The organism is Streptococcus sp. oral taxon 061 (genome assembly GCF_964211575.1).
In the GTDB taxonomy this organism is placed as follows: Bacteria; Bacillota; Bacilli; order Lactobacillales; family Streptococcaceae; genus Streptococcus.
This window is the reverse complement of record NZ_CAXOQQ010000007.1, coordinates 24,992-47,734: the sequence shown is the minus strand read 5'-3', so window position 1 is coordinate 47,734 and position 22,743 is coordinate 24,992. Positions and strand designations below refer to the sequence as shown.

Genomic DNA, 22,743 nt, shown 5'->3' with positions numbered 1-22,743 from the left:
TACAAAATCATTACTCAAATCTAGCTTATCCTTCTTTTACACGAAGATTGATGACGCTAGTTACATCCTGATAAATTTTTACCGGAACATCAATCAAGCCAACTGCTCGAATTGGAGATTGAACTTGAATATGACGTTTATCAATTTTAATTCCAAATTGTTTTTGGAGCTCTTCCGCAATTTTCTTGCTAGTAATTGAACCAAAAGTTCTTCCATCTGGACCAACTTTTTCAACAAACTCAACAATTGTTTCTTCTGCTTCAAGTTTCGCCTTGATTTCTTGTGCTTCTGCAAGAAGTTGAGCATGTGCTTTTTCTTCAGATTTTTGCTTCCCGCGCAACTCACCAATTGCTTGTGAAGTCGCTTCTTTAGCAAGGTTTTTCTTAATCAAAAAGTTTTGCGCATAACCTGTTGGCACTTCCTTGATTTCGCCTTTTTTTCCTTTGCCTTTTACATCTGCTAAAAAGATTACTTTCATTCTTCTGTCTCCTTTTCTCTAATTTCATTAGAAATAATGGTTTTTAGTTTATCACCTGCTTCTTGCAGAGTCATATCTGTCAGTCGGGCAGCTGCCAAGTTGAAGTGGCCTCCACCTCCCAATTCTTCCATAATCCGTTGCACATTGATCTTACTTCGACTTCGTGCAGAAATGGAAATATCCCCTTGGCTGTTTTTAGCAATGACAAAGCTAGCTTCAATACCTGACATAGCTAACATAGTATCAGCTGCTTTACTAATCACTACAATATCATACTCCTTATCATCCTTGGCCTGAGCTACAAGAATAGAAGGTTGTACGGCCTGTCCTTGCAAGATTAGCTCATTAACCAATCGATACTCTTCAAAGTCAGTCGCCGCAAGTTCTTGAATTACAATACTATCACTACCACGTGTTCTTAGATAACTTGCCACGTCAAAGGTTCGGCTAGTTACACGAGAGGTGAAATTCTTAGTATCCAACATCATACCGCCCATAAGAACACTAGCTTGGATACGACTTAAGCGTGCTTTCTTAGAGTTTTGGAATTGAATTAACTCAGTCACTAATTCACTTGCACTACTAGCTCCACTCTCGATATAGGTGATAACAGCATTTTCCGGAAAATCCTGATCTCGTCTATGGTGGTCAATAATGATGGTTTGTGTAAACAAATCATAAAACTCTTTTGACAAGGTTAAAGCTGTCTTAGAGTGGTCCACCATCACGAGTAATGAACGATTAGTGACCATTCCCATAGCTTGAGTTAGAGGGATGAGTTTTGTTACTCCCTCATTCTCTAAGAATTGAATGGCACGATGAATGTCCGGAGACATTTGTTCTGCATCATAGACCACATAACTTTCATTCAAGACGTTACTCGAGAACAATTGCATACCAACAGCAGAGCCTAAAGCATCCATGTCTAAGTTTTTATGACCAACTACGAAAACATGGTCAACACTTCTCAACTTTTCAGAGATTGCCGTCATCATTGCTCTTGTACGTGTTCTTGTTCGCTTAATAGAAGCTGCAGAACCACCACCAAAATAAATTGGATTTTTCGTCTCATCATTTTCTTTTACAACGACCTGGTCTCCACCTCGAACTTCTGCAAGGTTGAGATTTGATAAAGCAACTTTACCAATACCCTCATGATCGCCATCACCGTATGACAAGCCCATACTCATGGTTAAGGCTAAATCTCTATGCTTAGCTTCTTCACGGAAGGTATCAATTACAGAAAATTTATCTTGCATCAATTGCTCTAATACCGTATAGTCGGTAAATAAGTAAAAACGATCCATGGTCACTCTACGAGAAAACATCTGATATTTTCCAGTAAATTCTGATACAAAATTTGCGACAAAACTATTAATATGACTGATGTCTGATTCAGATGTTTCGTTCTCTAAATCATCGTAATTATCTACCGAAATAATACCAATAACAGGACGACTTGTAACCAATTCTACTGTGGCTTCGTACTCTCCAGAAACGTCAAAAAAGTAGAGCACGCCAGAATTTCTATCTAGATGTACCGCATAACGTTTTTCCCCCACATTTGCATAAATTCCAGGAGAAGATATGGATGTTTTTATAATTTCTTGAACTTGAGGAAGGTCAATTTCTCCATCTTCCGTTGTCAACATTAACTCTGCGTAGGGGTTGAACCACTCAATCTCACTACTTTCCATGTTTAGCTTGACAACTCCAACCGGCATCTGTTCTAAGAGTGAACTTAAACTATCTTCCGCCTGATGGTTTACGTATTGGATTTGTTCAATTTCTGTTTTTTGATAAAATTTCTTCTGAAAATAAAATAGCAAAAGAAATGCTACCATCAAGAAAAATAAGCATGCTATTGTGACTAGGTTATTTTGAAGAAAAATAACCAATACAGTCATGATTATAAAGGCAATCCCAACAAATAAGTATATAAAAAAGGGATTCATTTCATTTTTTTTCATTACAAACCTCTTGCGCAATATTATACCATATTTGCACTGAAAAAGCGACCTTTAAAGAAGGAATAGCACTTGTGCTCAAATGTAGTATTTATGAACACAAAAGGTGGTTTACACTAGTGTAAACCACCTTTTTAATCTAAGCATATTAAGGATTATGATTCTTTCACTTCAAGAAGACCAATATCTCCATCTTCGCGTCGATAAATGACATTTGTTGTTTCATCTTCAACATCGATATAAATGAAGAAATCATGGCCCAATAAGTCCATCTGAAGAAGTGCTTCTTCAAGGTCCATTGGTTTTAAATCAATTTGTTTTGAACGAACAACTTTAGGTTGAGCAGCATCTGTCTCTTCTACCAAGGTATCTGTAAATAGTTGGCTAGTAGAAACTTTATTTCTGTTCTTACGTTCAATTTTAGTTTTATTTTTACGGATTTGACGTTCAATCTTATCTGTCACCAAATCAATAGATCCATACATATCTTGAGAAACGTCTTCTGCACGAAGAGTAATAGATCCAAGTGGAATTGTTACTTCTACCTTAGCAGTCTTTTCACGATACACTTTCAAATTGACACGCGCATCTAATTCTTGATCTGCTTGGAAGTATTTTTCGATCTTTTCGAGTTTAGAAACTACATAATCACGAATTGCTTCAGTTACTTCTAGGTTTTCACCACGGATACTATATTTAATCATATAAGTACCTTCTTTCTAAACATATTTGTTTTTCTACATTTATTATAACGCTTTCATAATCTTTTTGCAATCTTTTTCCTCATCTTACGAGGGAAAATGTTTTAACCTCTTTTGCTCCTGCATTCTCTAGCATACTCTTGACACGGTTAACAGTCGCTCCTGTCGTATAAATATCATCAATCAATAGAATCTTCTTTGGAATCCTACTGCCTTCTTTAATAAAAAACGGAAGTTCCGTGGCCAAACGCTCCAAACGATTTTTAGAAGAACTGGCTTTTTCTTCTCTTTTTCCTAATATATCCAGATGGGAAAGCCCTGCCGCTTCTATTAGGCCTGCAACCTGATTAAAACCTCTTTTTGCATACCTCTCAGGGCTTAACGGTATTAAAATAAAATGATAATCCTTGTATTTTTTTAAATTCTCATTTAAAATCATTGCAAAAACTTTTCGGAGAATATAATCGCCATCAAATTTGTAACGATTAAAGAAGTCTTTCATAGCTTGATTATAACTAAAAATCGCTTTATGGCTTACTTCAATCCCTTCTTTACACCAAAGTTGACAATCTTGACATGAAGTTGACACTCCCTTTTTATAACAATTTGGGCAATGTTCTTCCCCAATCATTTCAAAACTTGAGTAACAAGCTAAACAAAGTGAGCCCTCCTCCTTTTTCAAAAAAAGAAGCTCTCCAAAGGTTAGATTTTTCTTCAAATGTTGGGCACATAGTAAACAAATCATAGGCCTGCCTCCTTGTTCATCAGTTTAATTTCCTTTATAGCATTCTTAATCGAACGATTTAATCCATTATGAAAGAAAATTAGATCTCCTGTAGGTCTATCCATGCTGCGACCTACACGTCCTCCAATTTGAATGAGACTTGATTTTGTAAAGAGACGATGGTTTGCTTCTACGACACAGACATCAACACAAGGGAAGGTAACTCCGCGCTCCAATATTGTTGTGCTTATCAATATGGTCAATTCCCTATCCCTAAAAGCTTGAACTTGCTCTAATCTATCTTCAGTAACTGAGGATACGAAACCAATTTTCTCATTTGGAAATTTCTCTTGTAAGATTTCCTTCAACTTCTCTCCCTTTGTGATTTCTGATGCAAATATTAGTAAGGGGTAGCTAGTTCTTCTCTGGTTTTCAACATATCTTTTTAGCTTTGGTGGTAGGTGAAACTTATCCAAACATTTATCCAGATCAGATAGCCAAACGGGTTTTGGAATAATTAAAGGATTTCCATGGAACCGCCTTGGCAGGCTTAATCGTTTTAGCTCCCCTAAGCGAACCTTCTTATCCAACTCATCTGTAGAAGTTGCAGTGAGAAAAATTCTGAGTCCATTTTCCTTTACACAATTCTTTACAGCTTTGTAAAGTATCTTGTTGTCAACATAGGGAAAAGCATCTACTTCATCTACTATTAGCAAATCAAAAGCGTGATAGAACTTTAATAATTGATGTGTTGTTGCAACAACTAGTGGTGTCCGAAAGTATGGTTCAGACTCACCATGCAGTAGAGCAATTTCACAGTCAAAATCGTTCTGTAGTCGCTTTTGTAACTCTAAGCAAACATCTATGCGGGGGCTGGCTAGGCAAACTGTGCCACCATCATTAATAACTTTCGCAACAACTTTATAAATCATCTCTGTCTTCCCAGCGCCAGTTACTGAATGGACTAAAGTCGGTTGCTGGTTCTCTACTGCTTGAAGTAATCCTTCTGATACTTTCTCTTGAAATGGAGTCAATTGTCCCTTCCATTTAAGAACATCTTGTTTAGGAAAATCTTCTTGAGGGAAATAATATAAGGCCTGATCACTCCTAACTCGCTTCATCAACAAACATTCTCGGCAGTAATGAGCATTAATAGGTAGAGACCATTCATCTTGAATCATACTATCACATCGTTGACAGAAGAGTTTCCCCTTCTCTTTTCTCATGCTTGGCAGCTTCTCCGCCAGTTGTCGTTCTTCAGGGCTTAATTCTTCTTCTGTAAAAAGTCGACCAAGATAATTTGGATTTATTTTCATACTTCTTTATTCGTAAAATCTAGAACTTTAGACTATTTTTTAGTACAATAAAATCATGGAATTTAGAACGATAAAAGAGGACGGACAAGTCCAAGAAGAAATCAAAAAATCAAGATTTATTTGTCATGCAAAACGTGTCTATAGTGAAGAAGAAGCTCGTGCCTTTATCACTGCTATCAAAAAAGAACACTATAAGGCTACCCACAACTGCTCTGCTTTTATTATTGGTGAGCGCAGTGAAATCAAGCGAACCAGTGATGATGGGGAGCCAAGTGGAACTGCTGGTGTACCTATGCTAGGAGTTCTAGAAAACCACAATCTTACTAATGTCTGTGTAGTTGTTACCCGATATTTTGGTGGTATTAAGCTGGGTGCCGGAGGTCTTATTCGCGCTTATGCAGGTAGTGTTGCCTTAGCTGTCAAAGAAATTGGAATTGTTGAAATTAAAGAACAAGCAGGGATTCAAATTCAAATGAGCTATGCTCAATATCAAGAGTATGGGAATTTTCTTAAAGAATATAATCTTATGGAACTCGAAACCAACTTTACAGATCAAGTTGACACAATTATCTTTGTCGATAAAGAAGATAAAGAGGATACCAAAGCTGCTCTCATAGAATTTTTTAATGGGAAAGTTATCCTAACAGATCAAGGCTTACGAGAAGTTGAAGTTCCTGTAAACCTTGTGTAAAGCACTTTTAAATATCTTCCCTCAATTTTTAGATTTACACTGACTATTTTTCTGATTGTTATAAAAAAATCCTATCGCTTCGATAGGATTTCTATATTTTACAAATAATCTAGATAGGGTTATACTAGGTACAACTTACAAAAAGAGGTATTCACATGGCTATTTATAACAATATCACAGAACTTATCGGAAAAACACCGATTGTTAAATTGAATAACATTGTACCAGAAGGTGCAGCAGACGTTTACGTAAAACTAGAAGCTTTTAACCCAGGTTCATCCGTTAAAGACCGCATCGCTCTTAGTATGATTGAAAAAGCAGAACAAGAGGGTAAACTGAAACCAGGCTCTACAATTGTTGAAGCAACAAGTGGGAATACTGGTATCGGTCTTTCATGGGTTGGCGCTGCTAGAGGCTACAAAGTTGTCATCGTTATGCCTGAAACAATGAGTGTTGAACGCCGTAAGATTATCCAAGCTTATGGTGCTGAACTAGTTCTAACTCCAGGAAGTGAAGGTATGAAAGGCGCTATTGCTAAAGCTGAAGAAATCGCTGCTGAACGTGATGGTTTCCTACCTTTGCAATTTATCAACCAAGCTAACCCAGAAGTTCACGAAAGAACAACAGGAGCTGAAATTCTAGCTGATTTCGGAGCTGATGGTTTAGATGCCTTTGTTGCTGGTGTAGGTACTGGAGGAACTATTTCAGGTGTTTCTCATGCTCTTAAAACTGCTAACTCAAACATTCAAGTTTTTGCAGTTGAGGCAGACGAGTCAGCTATCTTGTCAGGTGAAAAACCAGGACCACACAAAATTCAAGGTATCTCTGCAGGATTCATCCCAGAAACACTTGATACAGAAGCTTATGATGGTATCGTTCGCGTGACATCAGACAATGCTCTTGCACTTGGTCGCGAAATTGGTGGAAAAGAAGGCTTCTTGGTAGGTATTTCTTCTGCCGCAGCTATCTATGCAGCAATCGAAGTTGCTAAAAAACTTGGGGCAGGTAAAAAAGTCCTTGCGCTTGCACCAGATAACGGAGAACGTTACCTATCTACAGCGCTCTATGAGTTCGAAGTCTAGTCTCCTAAATACACAAAGCCCTTTAACAAGGGCTTTGTAATTTTTTCTATAAGAAAGAGGAAGCAAATCTGCTTCCTCTTTTTATTATTAGTTATTCAAAGCTGCTGCCATTGTAGCTGCAACTTCAGCTTCAAAGTCATTTGCAGCTTTTTCGATACCTTCACCAACTTCAAAGCGAGCGAACTCAACTACTGAAGCGTTAACTGATTCAAGGTATGCTTCAACTGTCTTGCTGTCATCCATGATGTAGACTTGTGCAAGAAGTGTGTATGCTTGGTCAACTTTAGTGTTGTCAAGCATGAAGCGATCCATTTTACCTGGAATGATTTTATCCCAGATTTTTTCTGGTTTACCTTCTGCAGCCAACTCTGCTTTAATGTCAGCTTCAGCTTGAGCGATAACTTCATCAGTTAATTGTGCTTTTGATCCATACTTCAAGTGTGGAAGAGCTGGTTTGTTAACCATTGCACGGCTTTCGTTATCTTGGTCGATTACGTGGTTCAATTGAGCCAACTCATCTTTAACAAATTGCTCATCCAATTCTTTGTATGAAAGAACTGTTGGTTTCATCGCAGCAATATGCATTGAGATTTGTTTAGCAAGTGCTTCGTCTCCACCTTCGATTACAGAGATAACACCGATACGTCCACCGTTGTGTTGGTAAGCACCGAAGTGTTGTGCATCTGTTTTTTCAATCAAAGCAAAGCGACGGAATGAGATTTTTTCTCCGATAGTCGCTGTTGCAGACACATAAGCTGCTTCAAGAGTTTCACCTGAAGGCATTGTCAAAGCAAGAGCTTCTTCGTTGTTAGCTGGTTTTCCTTCAGCGATTACTTTTGCAGTTGCATTTACCAATTCAACGAATTGAGCGTTTTTTGCAACGAAGTCAGTTTCAGCATTTACTTCAACTACTGCTGCAACGTTACCGTTCACATAAACACCAGTCAAACCTTCAGCAGCAACACGGTCAGCTTTCTTAGCTGCCTTAGCCATACCTTTTTCACGAAGCAATTCGATTGCTTTTTCGATGTCACCGTCAGTTTCTACAAGTGCTTTTTTAGCGTCCATAACACCAGCACCAGATTTTTCACGCAACTCTTTAACAAGTTTAGCTGTAATTTCTGCCATTTTGATTCTCCTATATTTTTTAAAAATAGGAGAGCCGGGCTAAGCCCCGCCCTCCTAGGTAATTACTATTTATACGAATTAAGCGTTGTCGCCTTCAACAACTTCAACGATTTCTTCGATTGAGTCTGCTTGAGCTTCTGAAGCTGCAAATTCTGCTTCAACTGCTGCTACAGCATCTTCACCTTGGCGACCCTCGATGATAGCGTCTGCCAATTTAGCTGTGATCAACTTAACTGCGCGGATAGCGTCATCGTTAGCTGGGATGATTACATCGATATCATCTGGATCAGTGTTTGTGTCAACCATCGCTACAACTGGGATACCCAATTTTTTAGCTTCTTTAACAGCGATTTGCTCTTTATGTGGGTCAACTACGTACATTACATCTGGGATGCGAGGCATGTCTTCGATACCACCCAAGAATTTTTCAAGACGAGCGCGTTGTTTGTTAAGAAGTGCAACTTCTTTCTTAGGAAGAACGTCGAAGATTCCTTCTTCTTCCATGCGTTTGATTTCTTTCAAACGAGCGATACGTTTTTGGATTGTTCCCCAGTTAGTAAGGGTACCACCCAACCAACGGTGGTTGATGAAGTATTGACCTGAACGTTCTGCTTCTTCTTTAACAGCGTCAGCAGCTTGTTTCTTAGTACCAACAAACAATACAACTGCATCGTTAGCTGCTGCATCACGCATAAAGTCGTATGCTTGGTCAGCGTATTTTACAGTTTGTTGCAAGTCGATAACGTGGATTCCGTTACGCTCAGTGAAGATGTACTTAGCCATCTTAGGGTTCCAGCGACGAGTTTGATGACCAAAGTGTACACCAGCCTCAAGAAGTTGTTTCATTGAAATTACTGCCATGAGTATTTCTCCTTTTTTGTTTTTTCCTCTTCTCGATTTCAGCTTGCAAAACAACCCAAAGGCAACAGTTTCACAATTCATCGAGAATGAGTATTATCGTTCACACGACAAGTTTCATTCTACCATAATTTCTCAATATTATCAAGCTATTTTGATAGTTTTTTAGCAGAACTTTGCAATTTAAAGACAAGAAAAGAGACTCGGAAAGAGTCCCAATTTTTTCATTAGTTTGGATAGATGTAAGTAACATAACCTTCAGAAGTTGTAGTTGGGTTGAACCATCCACGTTTGTTACCGATCGTACGGTTTCCACCGTAGTTAGATTCTGATACTTGGATACTTGTTGTAGATGAAACAGCTGTAACAACCGCTACGTGTCCATAGCCACCATCATTCCAACATGCAATCGCACCAACTTGTGGTTGAGAACCAGTACGGAAACCTGCTGCAGCTGCACTTGTTGCCCACTGCGCTCCGTTACCCCAGTAATCTCCAGCCCAAGGTGCTAATGTTTTAGCTCCCCATGTACATTCACCTGTTGGATAACTTGAAGCATTTGTACTATATGTAGGACGATGGCTTACAGGAGTTGCTGCAGGTGTGTAACTTGAGTCATCATCTGATGAAGATGAAGAACTTGAAGCTGCTTGTACTTGTGCTGCAAATGTTGTGTTTGCTGAAGCTGCAACTGTTTGTTGTTGACTTGTTTGTTGAGCTTTGTAAGCCGCTTCTGCTTCTGCCGCTGCTTTCGCTTCTGCCTCAGCTGCCGCCTTTTGCTCTAGCAAAGTAGCTTTTTCACCTTCTGCAGTAGCTTTTTCTGCTGCAAGATTCAACTCAGCCACTTTCAATTCAGCTTGTTTTGTTGTCAAAGCTTGGGCGTCATCTGCAAGTGTTTGTTGGTTGGCAATAACTGTGTTGATTGCTTCATTGTTAGCAACTTGTTTCTCAGCAATAGCTTTTTTATCTTCTTTTTGTTGTTGCAACATTTTGTTGTTAGCTGATACAATTTCACTCATAGCTGCTACACGAGAAATAGCTTCTGTGATTGAGTTAGAGTTAATAATTGTATTAATGTAGCTTGTAGCAGTTCCGTTAGTTTGTGCACTACGAGCTTGGTTTTCAAGCGATTCATTACGAGCTACGATATTTTTTGAAAGCTCTGTGATTTCACCTTCAAGTTTTTTAGATTCTTCTTGAAGAGTTTCATTCTCAGTTTGCAACTTTTCTTGTTCTGTTTGAATAGCTGTAACTTGAGTTTGAATCTCATCAACTTGTTTTTGAGCTTCCTTTTGTTGCGTTGTCAACTCACTAATTTTACTATCTTGAGCTGCAATTTTTTCATCTGTTGTGTTAGCTTTAACACTTGAAAGAACAGCTCCTTGTGAAACCAATACTGTACTTAACAAAAGTGATGCTAGAATTTTTTTCTTCATAAATGTAAATACTCCTTCTTTAAAAAGACAATACTAGTATATCAAAAAAAGGCCTAATAAATATTACGCCTTTATTACAGTTTTGTTTCTTTCTTATAGATATATTTTTTCAAAAATATATTGGAAAACTAACATCCATATAAAATTCAATATCATAGTAGGACCCAGACTATAAACTATAAAAACAGGTAGATTTTCTGCAGTCAATCCTACCACGTGTGCTAGGATAAAGCTACCAAATTCAAATGTAAAAGTCATCATTAAAATAGCTAATAATCTTGTCCATCTATTTAACAGAATAACAGAGTTGCTTTTATATACGATTGCTCCAATAATCACAAAAAGAAGACTGGCTATCCCTATCAGATGGAAGAAATAGATATCGTATATAAGTCCTAGAACCAAGCAATAGGCCAAAAACAAATATTCTGATACTTCTATTGTTTCGAATAATAAGAAGATGAAGATAAAGTGGCTTACAATTTGAAGATGTGGAAAAAAGCTATTTACAAATTGTCCTAAGTGGCTATCTATTAAAATGATTACGGGCAAGAGCAAAAACATCCCTATTTGCTTAAAAAGTCTCATGATGGATTCCCCACTAACTCTACGACTTTAAGATTCATTGGATCAGCATGCATTTTAACCATAACTTCTCTTGTCAGATAATCATTGGTAGGGGTCACAGATACGACTTCTCCTACAGGAATGTCTGTGACATTGAAGTTCCCCAAACCTCCAGTTACCACTTTATCACCTTGACTAATATCTCCACTATTATTTAGCTGACTAATTTTCAGTAGTTCTTTTTCCTTGTCATAGCCAACGATAATACCATAAATACTACTAGATCCATGCTGAATTTTAACAGAAATTTTCTCTGTATTTTCAGCATTTGTTAATAAATTGACCCCAGTTGAGTTGTCTTCTACGTTTTCAACGCTTCCAACCAATCCTCCACCAGAAACAACAAGCATACTAGTTGTTACACCTTGTTGCGAACCAACATTAACTGTTAACTCTTGTTTCCAAGTCGCCGGAGTTCTCATGATAACATCCGCAGCAATTAGCTTAGTCGCATTCAATTTTGACTTCATATCTAGTAATTGACGCAGTTGTTCATTTTCTTCTTTTAAGCGATCTGCTTCATTCTTTTCCTTTTCCATCTGATAGAATTCTTTTTTGAGAGTTTCATTCTCATTATAAGCTCTCGTCAAATTTCCTAAATCTGACTTTGTAGATTCTAACCATTGAAATGGTTTTTGCACAATTCTATCTATCAGAGAAATGCCATCTCCAGCTTTTGTCACAACTGTACTTGATTTCGTCATTACTAAAAGAGCAGAAACTACTAACACAATGACAAATAGAACAATGATATATTTTGATTTTTTAAAACGGTTCATACCTCTACCCTATCTCATTCTATACTTCACTTTAGGATTTCAACAAAAATAGAATCAAACCCAACACACATACCAGGAGTAAGGCCACACTATCTTTATTCATCCAATTCAACTGTCGGTACTGACTGCGTCCGTTCCCACCTTGATATCCTCTAGCCTCCATGGCTGTAGCAAGAGAATCCGCTCTTTTCAAACTCGTAGCAAATAAAGGAATCAAAATAGGAATCATAGCCTTAACTTTTTGGATTATATTTCCTTCTCCAAAATCAACACCACGCGCCTTTTGAGCGTTCATAATTCGAATCGTATCATCCATTAAGGTTGGCACAAAACGTAAACTCATAGACAACATGAGCCCGATTTCATGAACAGGAACCTTAAATCTTTTCAAGGGTCCAAGCAAGGACTCAACTGCTGTAGCCAAGCTTAATGGCATGGTTGTCAAGGTAAGCAAAGTTGAGAAAAAGATAATCAACACAAAGCGGCAAAAAATGATTCCCGCCTGCTCAATGCCATGACTCGTGATTTTAATAAACCCCATCTCGAACAAGACATCTCCACCAGAGATAAAGAAAAGTTGAAAAAGGGTTGTAAAAGCAATCAGAAAAAACATGGACCGCAAACCTTTTATGAAAAAGGATAAGGGAACCTCAGATAAGGCTACAAATATACCTGTTACAACGAAAAGGATCAGATTAGTTATTGGATTATTGGCCCAAAAAACGATCATAATCAATAAAATCATTGCCACTAACTTACTACGAGGATCCAAACGATGAACAATCGAATTTCCTGGTATGTAACGACCTAAAATCATGTTATCCATTGATGAACTCCTTAAACTCCTCTATCGTTATCGGCAATTGTTTAAAAGAAACTCCTCGTTCAGCTAGCCTTTGAGCAAATCTTGTAATTTTTGGAACACCTAATTGGATTTTTTCCATGAATTCGACATTTTGAAAAACAAGACTTGGCTTCCCACTCTTGACCAACTTTCCTTTTTCCATCACATAAACTTGGTCAGCAAATTCGGCCACATCATCCATCAGATGGGTCACTAAAACAATCGTGATACCATCCTGATGAAGTTTTTTAAACAAGGCCATTAACTCTTTTCGACCAATTGGATCCAAACCAGCTGTTGGCTCATCTAAGACCAAAATGCTAGGCTCCATCGCCAAAATACCAGCAATCGCAACCCTTCTCATTTGTCCGCCTGAAAGCTCAAAGGGACTACGTCCAAAGAGTGACTCATCAATCCCTACTAAAGCAAGTTTTTCACGCGCAATAGCTTCTGCCTCTTCTACAGAAACTCCAAAATTTTGAGGTCCAAAAGCCACATCTTTTAAGACAGTCTCCTCAAAGATTTGATTTTCTGCAAACTGAAAGACTAAACCCACTTGTTTGCGAATTTGACGAATTTGCTTATTGACGGATGTTGATGTAATTAATGTATCAAAGACACGAACACTTCCCTTTGTGGGAACCAACAAACCATTCAAAAGTTGAAGAATTGTAGATTTCCCGCTTCCTGTATGCCCAATAATTGCCGTATAAGATCCATCCTCTATTGACAAATTAACATCGGACAAGGCAGCTGAGGCGAAGGGTGTTCCTTCCTGATACGTATAACTCACATTGTCTAGAATAATTCCCATAAAGCCTCCTCGAGCTCCTCTTCGGTCAGGTAGTGCTCTGGTAATTTCAAGCCACTAGTACGTAGCGATTCTTTTAATTGGTTGACAAAGGGTTGATCTAAACCAATTTGATCTAAATCTGACCTAGAAAATAGTTCTCTAGGAGTACTAGTTGATTCGATTTTTCCTTTTTTCATTACCAAAATACGGTCACTCATGGCCACCTCATCTAAGTCATGTGTAATGGATATGACTGTCATATGGTGGTCTTGACGAATCTTTTGGACAATCTTAATCAACTCTAGACGCCCCTCTGGATCCAACATGCTTGTAGCTTCATCCAAAATTAAAATGTCTGGTCGCAGAGCAACAACTCCTGCGATAGCCACTCTCTGTTTTTGGCCACCCGACAAGCGAGCTGGTTCTTTTTTAGTAAATTCAGCCATCCCAACTAATGACAGAGCTTCAGAAACTCGTTTCTTCATCTCTTCAAGTGGAATCCCTTGATTTTCTAGTCCAAAAGCAACATCATCTTCTACAGTTGCCCCCACGAATTGGTTATCAGGATTTTGAAATACCATACCAATCTTACGTCTTTTTCCCCAGACGTTTTCCGGAGTTAGGCAATCACCGTCTATCCAAATTTCTCCAGATTCCGATTCTAGCAAACCGTCAATCAAGCGAACAGTTGTTGATTTTCCACTACCATTATGACCAACAATAGACAACCATTCTCCACGTTTCACGTGAAACGAAATGTTATGAACATCATAGTGTTCTTGATCTGCCTGGTATCGAAATGACAGATTCTTAATTTCAATAATCGATTCCATATCTAGCGAAAGGTTCCTTTAAACAAATACGCGCTTCCCTTGAAGTAATCATAACCCGAATAAACTGTAAAGAACAAAGCGATATAAAGAGTTATCTGACCAAGTAAATTCCAATGGAATAACAAGAAGATAATCGCAAACATCTGGCTAAATGTTTTGATTTTTCCTGGCATTGCTGCAGCTAAAACAGTCCCTCCGGTTTCAACTAAAAGCAAGCGCAACCCAGTAACTGCAAGTTCACGACAAATGATAACAGCTACCACCCAAGCAGGAGCCATATTTAAACCTACTAGCATGATAAAGGCTGACATAACCAACAACTTATCAGCCATCGGATCCGCGAATTTCCCAAAATTGCTAACTACTTGCCATTTTCTAGCTAAATAGCCATCTAGATAGTCAGTGATACTGGCAATGGCAAAAATAATTGCTGCTATTTTATGTAACACAGGAGATTGTCCAAATGATAGAAGGAGAACAAAAATCGGAATAAATAAAATTCTACCAAGCGTCAGTATGTTAGGAATATTCTCTTTTTTCATGTTTTCCTTCCTTAATTTGAACCTAATTTCAGTGTAATCCAGCCAGTTTGACCAGTTAATTTCGAAGTATCAATTTCCTGATTATCGATCTTGATTTTCACGCCTTTGACAACGCCTAATGTGATAGTTACTGGAGATCCTTTAGAAACTGTTGTTTTGGCTGTTTTATTATTTGGCTCAAGAGTAGTCCCTCCAGCCAAGTCAGTATCTGAAACACTAATCCAGCTTGTTGCATCCGTCACAGATAGTTGAAGTTCGGCAGTATCTTTAGCAGTTTTATATTCTACCGATATAACATCTCCCTGGCCTGAAACAGTCACAGTTGATGCGTCACTCGAACTTGATGGGCTAGTGGTTTGATTGCTAGTTGTTGTTTCACTAGTTGTTGCATTTGTAGTAGTTACAACATTATAGTTAGCTGAAGTTGTTTCTGTCGGTTGTGTTTGAATGTAATTCCAAACATAATAAGAAACAAAAATTATAATAGACAAGGAGAAGAGAATGAAGTAAAACAGCGGAAGCAAAGAACGTTTCTTACGATTGGAACGTCTACGACCTGATAGTTCTATCTCATCAACATCAACTTCCTCATAGGTAATCATACTCCCTGAATCATATGCGTCTAAAACAAGGTTTTCATCCAACTCAACTGCCCAAGCATACTTCCTCAAAAAAGAACGTGTATAAAAAGGGCTTGGCAATTGGTCGAAATCATCTGATTCTAAAGCCTCAAGCAGATTCAGTTGAATGTCTGTCTTGCGCTGCAATTCCTCTAAACTCAAACCTTGATTAATTCTTGCTAAACGTAACACTTCACCAATTGTTTTTTTTCTCATACTTACCATGCCTTCTTTCTAGTTCATTTTATATTTCGATGGCTATAGTGGAAAAATTGTAAATTCAACTATTTCACTATTGTCGATAAAATGATGTCCTACCTCAAGAACATCATCCAAGGTCATTTCCTGTATAATCTTTGGTAAATCAAACAGGGTTGTTTCGTCAGAATGTGACTGATATTGGGTCGCAATAAATTCTAAAGAGTTCATACTATGGATAAATTCTCCATAAATTTCACTTTTGATCAAATCAAGATGTTCCTCTGATACATCCGAATCTGTAGCAAAATTCTGAATTGCCTTTCGGAATTGATGCGAAATAGCAACAGGTTCCTTTGTGTCCATTGTCAGCATCAAAAAGTTAAAACGTCGATTGATCTCAACTTCTAAAGATAATGAAGAATCTAATTTCCCAGTTTCATACAAACTCTGAAATCTTTTAGAAGTCCAACCAAACATCATCGTAAATAACGCTCTTAATAGAACGCTATATCGATAGCAGTCCTGATGCCCCATATCAGAATTCGTTCGAACTCCTATTGCTAATTTAGGTGATGCAACATCCATACGAATGCTCTCAACCTTCTTTACAGGGTGTAAAGCGATGGGTTCTTTTTGATTTTGAACTATACAACCTCCAACATCCATTTGCGAGAAATAATTCTGTATCAACTCTAAATCAAAATTTCCAACGAGGAAAATTTGGCTATTGACAGGAGTGTAAAATTCATCAAAATTGTCCCGTAGATCCTCTAAAGTAATATCTTCTATCGAATCTTCAGTCCCAACAATATCTGAAGCTAGTGGAGTTTCCGGATATAGATTTGCAAGTGTTTTAAAGAACAAGCAAGAATCAGGATCATCCTGATACATTTCGCGTTCTTGCTGAATAATATCCTTTTCTCGTTCAACAGATTCTTCAGTAATGTTAAAGCTAGTAACAAGCTCGTCAAGCAAGTCCAAACAATCAGCGACATTGTCAGAGGTTGAAAAAAGATAACTTGTATTTGTAAAGCTTGTAAAGGCGTTACTATCTGCACCTAATTTGGTAAATGCAGCCATGATATCTTCAGAATTTTCTCTTTCAAAAAGTTTATGTTCTAAAACTTCAGAATTTTCTCTTTCAAAAAGTTTATGTTCTAAAAAATGAGCAATCCCCTTAGGATATGTTTTCTTTTTACTATCTCTAGCTGTAAACTCAATGTCAACCGAACCAACATAGACAGTTACTACACCATAAACTTCGTTAAAATCATTTTTAGGAAGTAAAGAAACTGTCAATCCGTTTTCTAATTTTGCTTGATAAAGAGTTTCTTTTACAGCAGGATAATATTTCTCTTGAAAAGTAACTCTAGTCATTCTGCTCCTTCCATAAAATAGATAGCCTGCAATTTCAAACTAGATGCCGCCCTACAGATTTCATCCTTGTCAACTTGCTCTAGTCTCTCTATCAAAGTATCCAGTTCTAAAGCCGATTTACCAAAAAAGAGGCTTAAGTATTCTCTATCTATAATCGAATCTTGATTATCCTGACTCAACAACATCGTCCTACGAATCATTTCCTTAGTTTGATTAACTTCAGCATCTGTAAATCTACCATTTTTGATAGCTAACAATTGATCATTCATCAATTTTCTTACCTTGTTTCGATTTTGACGATTTATCCCAGCAAACAATCTTAAAAATCCACTAAAGAGATCTAAGTGACTAGAAACAGTGTAGGCCAACCCTTCCTTTTCCCTAACTTGGGTAAACAATTTAGAGTGCGGGAAAGCTCCAAGCAAACCATTCACGAGAAGCAAGGCCATCTTTTGATCATCTCCATAACCAATTGTGTTATGATAACCCATTTCTAGAATAGACTGACCTAGGTTTTTCCTAGCAATTCCTTCTCTAAGAATATTTGAATAACCTTGCTGATATTGAATGTTTACAGTTTCTTTACGACCTGTCAAGTTAAATTTCTTCAAGTTTTCTAAGACTTCAATTTCATTAAAATCACCTAAAAAGAATAAATCAATTCTATCTTCCTTCAGCATTTTTTGAAAACTTGAATAGCAAGATTTAGAAGTCTCTTCGGAAATTCTGGCAATTAAATCTCTAGGAACTAACTGCATTGATTCTTCTTGGAAAAACAACTGATCCAATTCTTTATGGGCAAAGAAGAAAGGATCCTCTAATTCTGATTCTAGTCTCGCCAACAATTGTTTTTTTTCAATTTCAAAGGCATTGTTCTCAAATTCATCTTCATTTGACAATGGATTAAATATGACTTGATACAATAATTCTAAAATCTGAGCTGTTAATACGTTTTTCTTACTTAAAAATTCATCTCGAACATAAGTCAAACTCACGTCTACTAAGTGACTTTGCCCCCTTCTATAAGCATGAGTTGACAAATCTGCTCCATACAATGCTGCCAGATGTTTTCTAAGAACCTGAGCAGTTGGATAGCCTTTATTAGCAGTTTCAAGCATACTAGCACTTAGCATGCGACCAGAAATTAAATCCAGAGATAATGGAGCTGTGAAACGCATGGTTATTTTATTTGTCTTAAACTTTTTAGATTGGATAAAATGCACTGCAATTCCAGGGAATAACTCCATCTTTTACCTCCTTTTACATAGAGTTCTATTATACCATGAAAACGAAAATTTTTCCTGTTCTCTTTGACTCTTTTGAAATTAAAATCGTTTTCATATCAGTAGTTTCTTCTCAACTATTTTGAGCAAAATATGGTATAATACCAAAGATTGAGGTGAACTATGGAATACAAATTATTTGAAGAATTTATTACTCTCCAAGCTCTTTTGAAAGACCTTGGGATCATCCAAAGTGGCGGTGCTATTAAATCTTTTTTGGCGGACCATCTTGTATATTTTAATGGAGAATTAGAAAATCGTCGAGGCAAGAAAATTAGAATCGGGGATTCTATTGAAATCCCTGATTTAAAAACTCAAATTATTCTAGTTAAACCAACATCAGAAGAACTAGAGGAGTTTCATCTAGAAAAACTTGAGAAAGAACGTGTAACTAAACTTGTCAAGGAAATGAATAAAAAGGTACAAAAAAAGCCAGCGAAAAAGAACCAATCAACAAAAACAAAACCTACACCACGTTTCCCAGGTAGATAATTATGTGGTTGAAAAACTTATCCATTAAACAATTTCGTAACTATCATAATATCGAAATTGATTTTAATCCAAAATTAAATGTATTTGTTGGCCGAAACGCTCAAGGAAAAACCAATCTTCTTGAAAGTATTTATTTTTTAGCCTTAACGAGAAGTCATCGAACAAAGACTGATAAAAATTTAATTCAATTTGAAGAAGAACAACTGCAAGTTTCTGGAACCTTGCAAAAGAAAACAGCAAGCATTCCACTCGAAATTGACCTAACACAAAAAGGGCGAATTACTAAAGTAAATCACTTAAAGCAAGCTCGCCTATCAGACTATATTGGTCATATGAATGTTGTCTTATTTGCTCCAGAAGATTTACAACTTGTCAAAGGCGCTCCGGCCATTCGTCGTAAATTCATTGACATAGAATTAGGGCAAATTAAACCAATTTACTTGTCAGACCTGTCAAGTTATAACCACGTCCTTAAACAGAGAAATACCTATCTCAAATCTACACAAAACATAGACGAGACTTTCCTATCTGTTCTTGATGACCAACTAGTAGAGTATGGATGTCGTGTAATGATTCATCGAGCTGACTTTATCCAGAAAATGGAAGTCTTTGGCAAGAAAAAACATTTTGACATCTCAGATCAGTTAGAAGAACTGTCAATCCACTATCAACCTTCTGTAAACTTTATTGACAAGGAACATTTGGCTGAATCTTTCTATGTAGCTCTTCAAAAAAGTAGATCCAGAGATTTATTTAAAAAGAATACTGGAGTTGGTCCTCATCGAGATGATATGATTTTCATGATTAATGGAATGGAAGCAAGTTTCGGAAGTCAAGGGCAACATCGTAGCTTGGTACTTTCTATAAAACTTGCTGAAATCGAATTGATGGAGAGCATTACCAAAGAATCTCCCATTCTTTTGCTTGACGATGTCATGAGTGAACTTGACAACACTCGTCAACTTAAACTATTGGAAACTATTTCTCATAATATTCAAACTTTTATTACAACTACTAGTTTAGACCATCTTCAAAACTTACCTGATAATCTGAGCGTCTTTACAGTAGATAATGGTCAATTAACTGTAAATTAAAATTTACATCTTTGTAAAATAAAAAAATCTCCCGTTTAACAGGAGATTTTTTTATTACATTGAATAGTTTGGTGCTTCATTAGTGATTTGCACATCGTGTGGATGGCTTTCTTTTAGACCAGCACCTGACATTTCGATAAACTGAGCATTGTCATGTAATTCTTTTAGATTAGCAGCACCACAGTAACCCATACCAGAACGGATACCACCAATCATTTGGAAGACGATATCGGCTGCTGCACCTTTATAAGCAACACGACCTTCGATTCCTTCTGGAACCAGTTTGTTTGCTTCATTGACAGAACCTTGGAAGTAACGGTCACTTGAACCTTTCTTCATAGCAGCAATTGAACCCATACCGCGGTATGTCTTGAACTTACGTCCTTGGAAGATTTCAGTTTCACCTGGAGCTTCATCTGTTCCTGCAAACATTGATCCAAGCATTACTGCATTTCCACCAGCAGCAAGAGCTTTAACAATATCTCCAGAATACTTGATTCCACCATCAGCAATGATTGTTTTGCCATATTCACGCGCCACTGCTGCAGCATCGTAAATAGCTGTAACTTGAGGAACTCCAACACCAGCAATCACACGAGTTGTACAGATTGAACCTGGTCCAATACCAACTTTAACAACGTCAACACCCGCGTCATAAAGGGCACGTGCACCTTCAGCCGTCGCAATATTTCCAGCAATTAGTGTACGATCAGGGAAGTGAGCTCGAATCTCAGCGATTTTGCGAAGAACACCTGCTGAGTGACCGTGAGCAGTATCGATAACAATGGCATCTGCACCTGCTTCAAAAAGTGCTTCTGCACGTTCAAATGTGTCAGAAGTAACACCTACCGCACCAGCGACTAGAAGACGACCAAATTCATCTTTTGCCGCATTTGGGAACTCAATCACTTTTTCAATATCTTTAATGGTGATTAAACCTGATAGACGTCCTTCCTCATCAACTAGAGGTAATTTCTCAATACGGTGTTCTTGAAGAATACTCTCTGCAGTTTTTAAGTCTGTACCCACAGGAGCAGTAACTAGGTTTTCACTAGTCATGTGTTTTGAAATTGGTTGATTGTAATCTGAAATAAAACGAAGGTCTCGGTTTGTTAAAATACCAACCAATTTACGATTTTCAAGTGTTTCAACTACTGGAACACCACTGATACGGTAACGACCCATGAGTTCATCTGCTTCAGCAATGGTATGTTCTGGAGTCAAGAAGAATGGATCAATGATAACACCATTTTCAGAACGTTTTACCTTACGAACTTCATCTGCCTGTTGCTCAATAGACATATTTTTATGGATAACTCCAAGTCCACCTGCACGCGCAATAGCAATGGCCATTTGACTCTCTGTTACAGTGTCCATCGCAGCGGTAATAATTGGGATATTTAAAGTCAAATTATCTGCCAATTTTGTAGTTAAATCCGCATCATTAGGCAACACATGACTCTCTGCTGGAATTAGCAATACATCATCAAAGGTAAAACCTTTTTTCAAAAATTTAGTGTCCCAATTAGACATTGAAGTTTCCTCTTTTCTTTCTTTATTGAGCTAAACGCTTTTTGTATTGTATCTATCATACCATTCTATGAAAATTTGTCAATTAAATTTATGAGAGAATAAATAAAAAACTATCCCTCTTATTTTAAAGAAGAAATAGTTTTATAGTTCATATTTTATCCATTAATGAAAGTAATTTAACCCCATTGCTGCTTTTACTTCTGATAGTGTTTGGCCAGCAACTTCTCGAGCTTTTTCACTACCTTTTTGGAGCATATTATAAACCTCACCCATATCTTTAGCATATTCTAGGCGACGTTCACGGATTGGACCAAGTTCACGTTCTAGAATTTCAAGTAGGTAACGTTTAGTCTTAACATCACCAAGGCCTCCACGTTGATAATGTTCCTTCATTTCAGCAATTTCTTGAGCATCCTCTGGTCGACCGAATACATCCAAGTAATGGAAAACCATATTTCCTTCAATCTTACCTGGATCCTCAACACGAATATGGTCTGGATCTGTATACATACTCATTACTTTTTTACGCAAAGTATCTGCATCATCAGCTAGGTAAATTCCATTATTAAGTGATTTCGACATTTTGGCATTACCATCAAGACCTGGTAAACGTCCCGCACCTTCGTGCTCAGGGTAAATTCCTTCTGGTTCTACTAAAACATCACAGTTATAGGCATGGTTGAAAGAACGTACAATTTCACGTGTTTGTTCAATCATCGGCTTTTGATCATTCCCTACTGGAACAAAGTTAGCCTTAAATGCTGTAATATCTGCTGCTTGCGCAACTGGATAAACTAAAAATCCAGTTGGAATACTTTCACCAAAGCCTTTTTGAGCAATTTCAGTCTTTACGGTTGGATTTCGTTCCAAGCGAGCTAATGAAACTAGGTTCATATAGTACATAGACAGCTCTGCCAATTCTGGAATCTGACTTTGAATGAAAATCGTTGCTTTATTAGGATCTAATCCCACTGCAAGATAGTCCAAGGCAACATTCCCAATAGACTCTACAATAGTTTGTGGATCTTTTGCATGGTCTGTTAGTGCTTGCTGGTCAGCTAAAAAAACAAACATGTCATATTTATTTTCTTCTTGTAGTAAGACACGGTTTTTCAAGCTACCAACGTAGTGCCCAATATGTAATTTCCCCGTTGGACGATCTCCTGTTAAAATAATGGGTTTACTCATAATATTCTCCTTTGATATGGTCCTTTCAATTATAGCATTTTTTTGATAAAAAGACAGATAATTTTTTTATCGAAACAATAGAGATGTTACCCCTTTCAATCGTAAAGGGGTTGTCAACTTTGTTTACAAAAAATTGACAAATAAAAATTTGAATAA

General features: G+C 37.3%; 23 protein-coding genes. 4 read left to right on the top strand and 19 right to left on the bottom strand.

Annotated elements, in window-relative coordinates; all coding sequences use genetic code 11:
- Window positions 1-25: 25 nt before the first annotated feature.
- The 5 genes from rplI to AB8E63_RS06365 form a co-directional block, all read right to left on the bottom strand.
- Window positions 26-478 (bottom strand): 50S ribosomal protein L9, encoded by a 453-nt coding sequence (gene rplI / locus AB8E63_RS06385; protein ID WP_004250991.1) that lies wholly within the window; start codon window positions 476-478, stop codon window positions 26-28.
- Window positions 475-2,448, bottom strand: coding sequence for a DHH family phosphoesterase (locus AB8E63_RS06380; protein ID WP_368910449.1), 1,974 nt, complete (start codon window positions 2,446-2,448; stop codon window positions 475-477). The genes rplI and AB8E63_RS06380 overlap by 4 nt, the downstream gene beginning before the upstream one ends.
- A 152-nt stretch (window positions 2,449-2,600) precedes the next feature.
- The gene (gene raiA / locus AB8E63_RS06375) at window positions 2,601-3,149 is read right to left on the bottom strand and encodes a ribosome-associated translation inhibitor RaiA (protein WP_004250989.1); all 549 of its coding nucleotides are present in this window, start codon (window positions 3,147-3,149) and stop codon (window positions 2,601-2,603) included.
- 79 nt (window positions 3,150-3,228) lie between these two features.
- The gene (locus tag AB8E63_RS06370) at window positions 3,229-3,891 is read right to left on the bottom strand and encodes a ComF family protein (protein WP_223334401.1); all 663 of its coding nucleotides are present in this window, start codon (window positions 3,889-3,891) and stop codon (window positions 3,229-3,231) included.
- Window positions 3,888-5,186 (bottom strand): DEAD/DEAH box helicase, encoded by a 1,299-nt coding sequence (locus AB8E63_RS06365; protein WP_368910448.1) that lies wholly within the window; start codon window positions 5,184-5,186, stop codon window positions 3,888-3,890. The genes AB8E63_RS06370 and AB8E63_RS06365 overlap by 4 nt, the downstream gene beginning before the upstream one ends.
- A 55-nt stretch (window positions 5,187-5,241) precedes the next feature.
- On the opposite strand from AB8E63_RS06365, the gene AB8E63_RS06360 reads away from it, so the two are divergent.
- The gene (locus AB8E63_RS06360; protein WP_368910447.1) at window positions 5,242-5,877 is read left to right on the top strand and encodes a YigZ family protein; all 636 of its coding nucleotides are present in this window, start codon (window positions 5,242-5,244) and stop codon (window positions 5,875-5,877) included.
- A 155-nt stretch (window positions 5,878-6,032) separates the two neighbouring features.
- Window positions 6,033-6,959: a cysteine synthase A gene (cysK, locus tag AB8E63_RS06355; protein WP_368910446.1), complete on the top strand. Its 927-nt coding sequence runs from the start codon at window positions 6,033-6,035 to the stop codon at window positions 6,957-6,959.
- A gap of 87 nt (window positions 6,960-7,046) precedes the next feature.
- Here cysK and tsf read toward each other — a convergent pair whose 3' ends face one another.
- The 12 genes from tsf to AB8E63_RS06295 form a co-directional block, all read right to left on the bottom strand.
- The gene (gene tsf / locus AB8E63_RS06350) at window positions 7,047-8,087 is read right to left on the bottom strand and encodes a translation elongation factor Ts (RefSeq protein WP_006149074.1); all 1,041 of its coding nucleotides are present in this window, start codon (window positions 8,085-8,087) and stop codon (window positions 7,047-7,049) included.
- A 78-nt stretch (window positions 8,088-8,165) separates the two neighbouring features.
- Window positions 8,166-8,948 carry a 30S ribosomal protein S2 gene (gene rpsB, locus AB8E63_RS06345; protein WP_045613298.1) on the bottom strand — a complete coding sequence of 261 codons (783 nt, stop codon included), beginning with the start codon at window positions 8,946-8,948 and terminating at the stop codon, window positions 8,166-8,168.
- A gap of 224 nt (window positions 8,949-9,172) precedes the next feature.
- Complete coding sequence (gene pcsB / locus AB8E63_RS06340; RefSeq protein ID WP_223334394.1) at window positions 9,173-10,381, bottom strand: peptidoglycan hydrolase PcsB; 1,209 nt, start codon at window positions 10,379-10,381, stop codon at window positions 9,173-9,175.
- Between the two features lie 93 nt (window positions 10,382-10,474).
- Entirely contained in the window at window positions 10,475-10,969 is a 495-nt protein-coding gene (gene mreD, locus AB8E63_RS06335; RefSeq protein WP_368910445.1) for a rod shape-determining protein MreD, read from the bottom strand.
- A complete protein-coding gene (gene mreC / locus AB8E63_RS06330; RefSeq protein ID WP_368910444.1) occupies window positions 10,966-11,787 on the bottom strand; it encodes a rod shape-determining protein MreC in 822 nt (273 codons plus the stop codon). The genes mreD and mreC overlap by 4 nt, the downstream gene beginning before the upstream one ends.
- Window positions 11,788-11,818: 31 nt before the next feature.
- Complete coding sequence (locus AB8E63_RS06325) at window positions 11,819-12,613, bottom strand: energy-coupling factor transporter transmembrane protein EcfT (RefSeq protein WP_247913078.1); 795 nt, start codon at window positions 12,611-12,613, stop codon at window positions 11,819-11,821.
- Window positions 12,606-13,445, bottom strand: coding sequence for an energy-coupling factor transporter ATPase (locus AB8E63_RS06320; protein ID WP_006153365.1), 840 nt, complete (start codon window positions 13,443-13,445; stop codon window positions 12,606-12,608). Before AB8E63_RS06320 ends, AB8E63_RS06325 begins: the two co-directional genes overlap by 8 nt.
- On the bottom strand, window positions 13,430-14,257 hold the full coding sequence (locus AB8E63_RS06315) for an energy-coupling factor ABC transporter ATP-binding protein (protein ID WP_368910443.1): 828 nt from the start codon (window positions 14,255-14,257) through the stop codon (window positions 13,430-13,432). Before AB8E63_RS06315 ends, AB8E63_RS06320 begins: the two co-directional genes overlap by 16 nt.
- Window positions 14,258-14,259: 2 nt before the next feature.
- Entirely contained in the window at window positions 14,260-14,799 is a 540-nt protein-coding gene (gene pgsA, locus AB8E63_RS06310; RefSeq protein ID WP_004250966.1) for a CDP-diacylglycerol--glycerol-3-phosphate 3-phosphatidyltransferase, read from the bottom strand.
- 11 nt (window positions 14,800-14,810) lie between these two features.
- Entirely contained in the window at window positions 14,811-15,635 is an 825-nt protein-coding gene (gene rodZ / locus AB8E63_RS06305) for a cytoskeleton protein RodZ (RefSeq protein ID WP_223334383.1), read from the bottom strand.
- Between the two features lie 42 nt (window positions 15,636-15,677).
- Window positions 15,678-16,997: a M16 family metallopeptidase gene (locus AB8E63_RS06300; RefSeq protein ID WP_368910442.1), complete on the bottom strand. Its 1,320-nt coding sequence runs from the start codon at window positions 16,995-16,997 to the stop codon at window positions 15,678-15,680.
- Complete coding sequence (locus AB8E63_RS06295; protein WP_368910441.1) at window positions 16,994-18,244, bottom strand: M16 family metallopeptidase; 1,251 nt, start codon at window positions 18,242-18,244, stop codon at window positions 16,994-16,996. Before AB8E63_RS06295 ends, AB8E63_RS06300 begins: the two co-directional genes overlap by 4 nt.
- A 159-nt stretch (window positions 18,245-18,403) precedes the next feature.
- On the opposite strand from AB8E63_RS06295, the gene yaaA reads away from it, so the two are divergent.
- Window positions 18,404-18,772 carry a S4 domain-containing protein YaaA gene (yaaA, locus tag AB8E63_RS06290; protein WP_368910440.1) on the top strand — a complete coding sequence of 123 codons (369 nt, stop codon included), beginning with the start codon at window positions 18,404-18,406 and terminating at the stop codon, window positions 18,770-18,772.
- 2 nt (window positions 18,773-18,774) lie between these two features.
- Window positions 18,775-19,866 (top strand): DNA replication/repair protein RecF, encoded by a 1,092-nt coding sequence (gene recF, locus AB8E63_RS06285; RefSeq protein WP_368910439.1) that lies wholly within the window; start codon window positions 18,775-18,777, stop codon window positions 19,864-19,866.
- Between the two features lie 54 nt (window positions 19,867-19,920).
- Here the strand turns inward: recF and guaB are convergent, their stop codons facing one another.
- Window positions 19,921-21,399 (bottom strand): IMP dehydrogenase, encoded by a 1,479-nt coding sequence (guaB, locus tag AB8E63_RS06280; RefSeq protein ID WP_368910438.1) that lies wholly within the window; start codon window positions 21,397-21,399, stop codon window positions 19,921-19,923.
- A 162-nt stretch (window positions 21,400-21,561) separates the two neighbouring features.
- On the bottom strand, window positions 21,562-22,587 hold the full coding sequence (gene trpS, locus AB8E63_RS06275; protein WP_368910437.1) for a tryptophan--tRNA ligase: 1,026 nt from the start codon (window positions 22,585-22,587) through the stop codon (window positions 21,562-21,564).
- Window positions 22,588-22,743 lie beyond the last annotated feature (156 nt).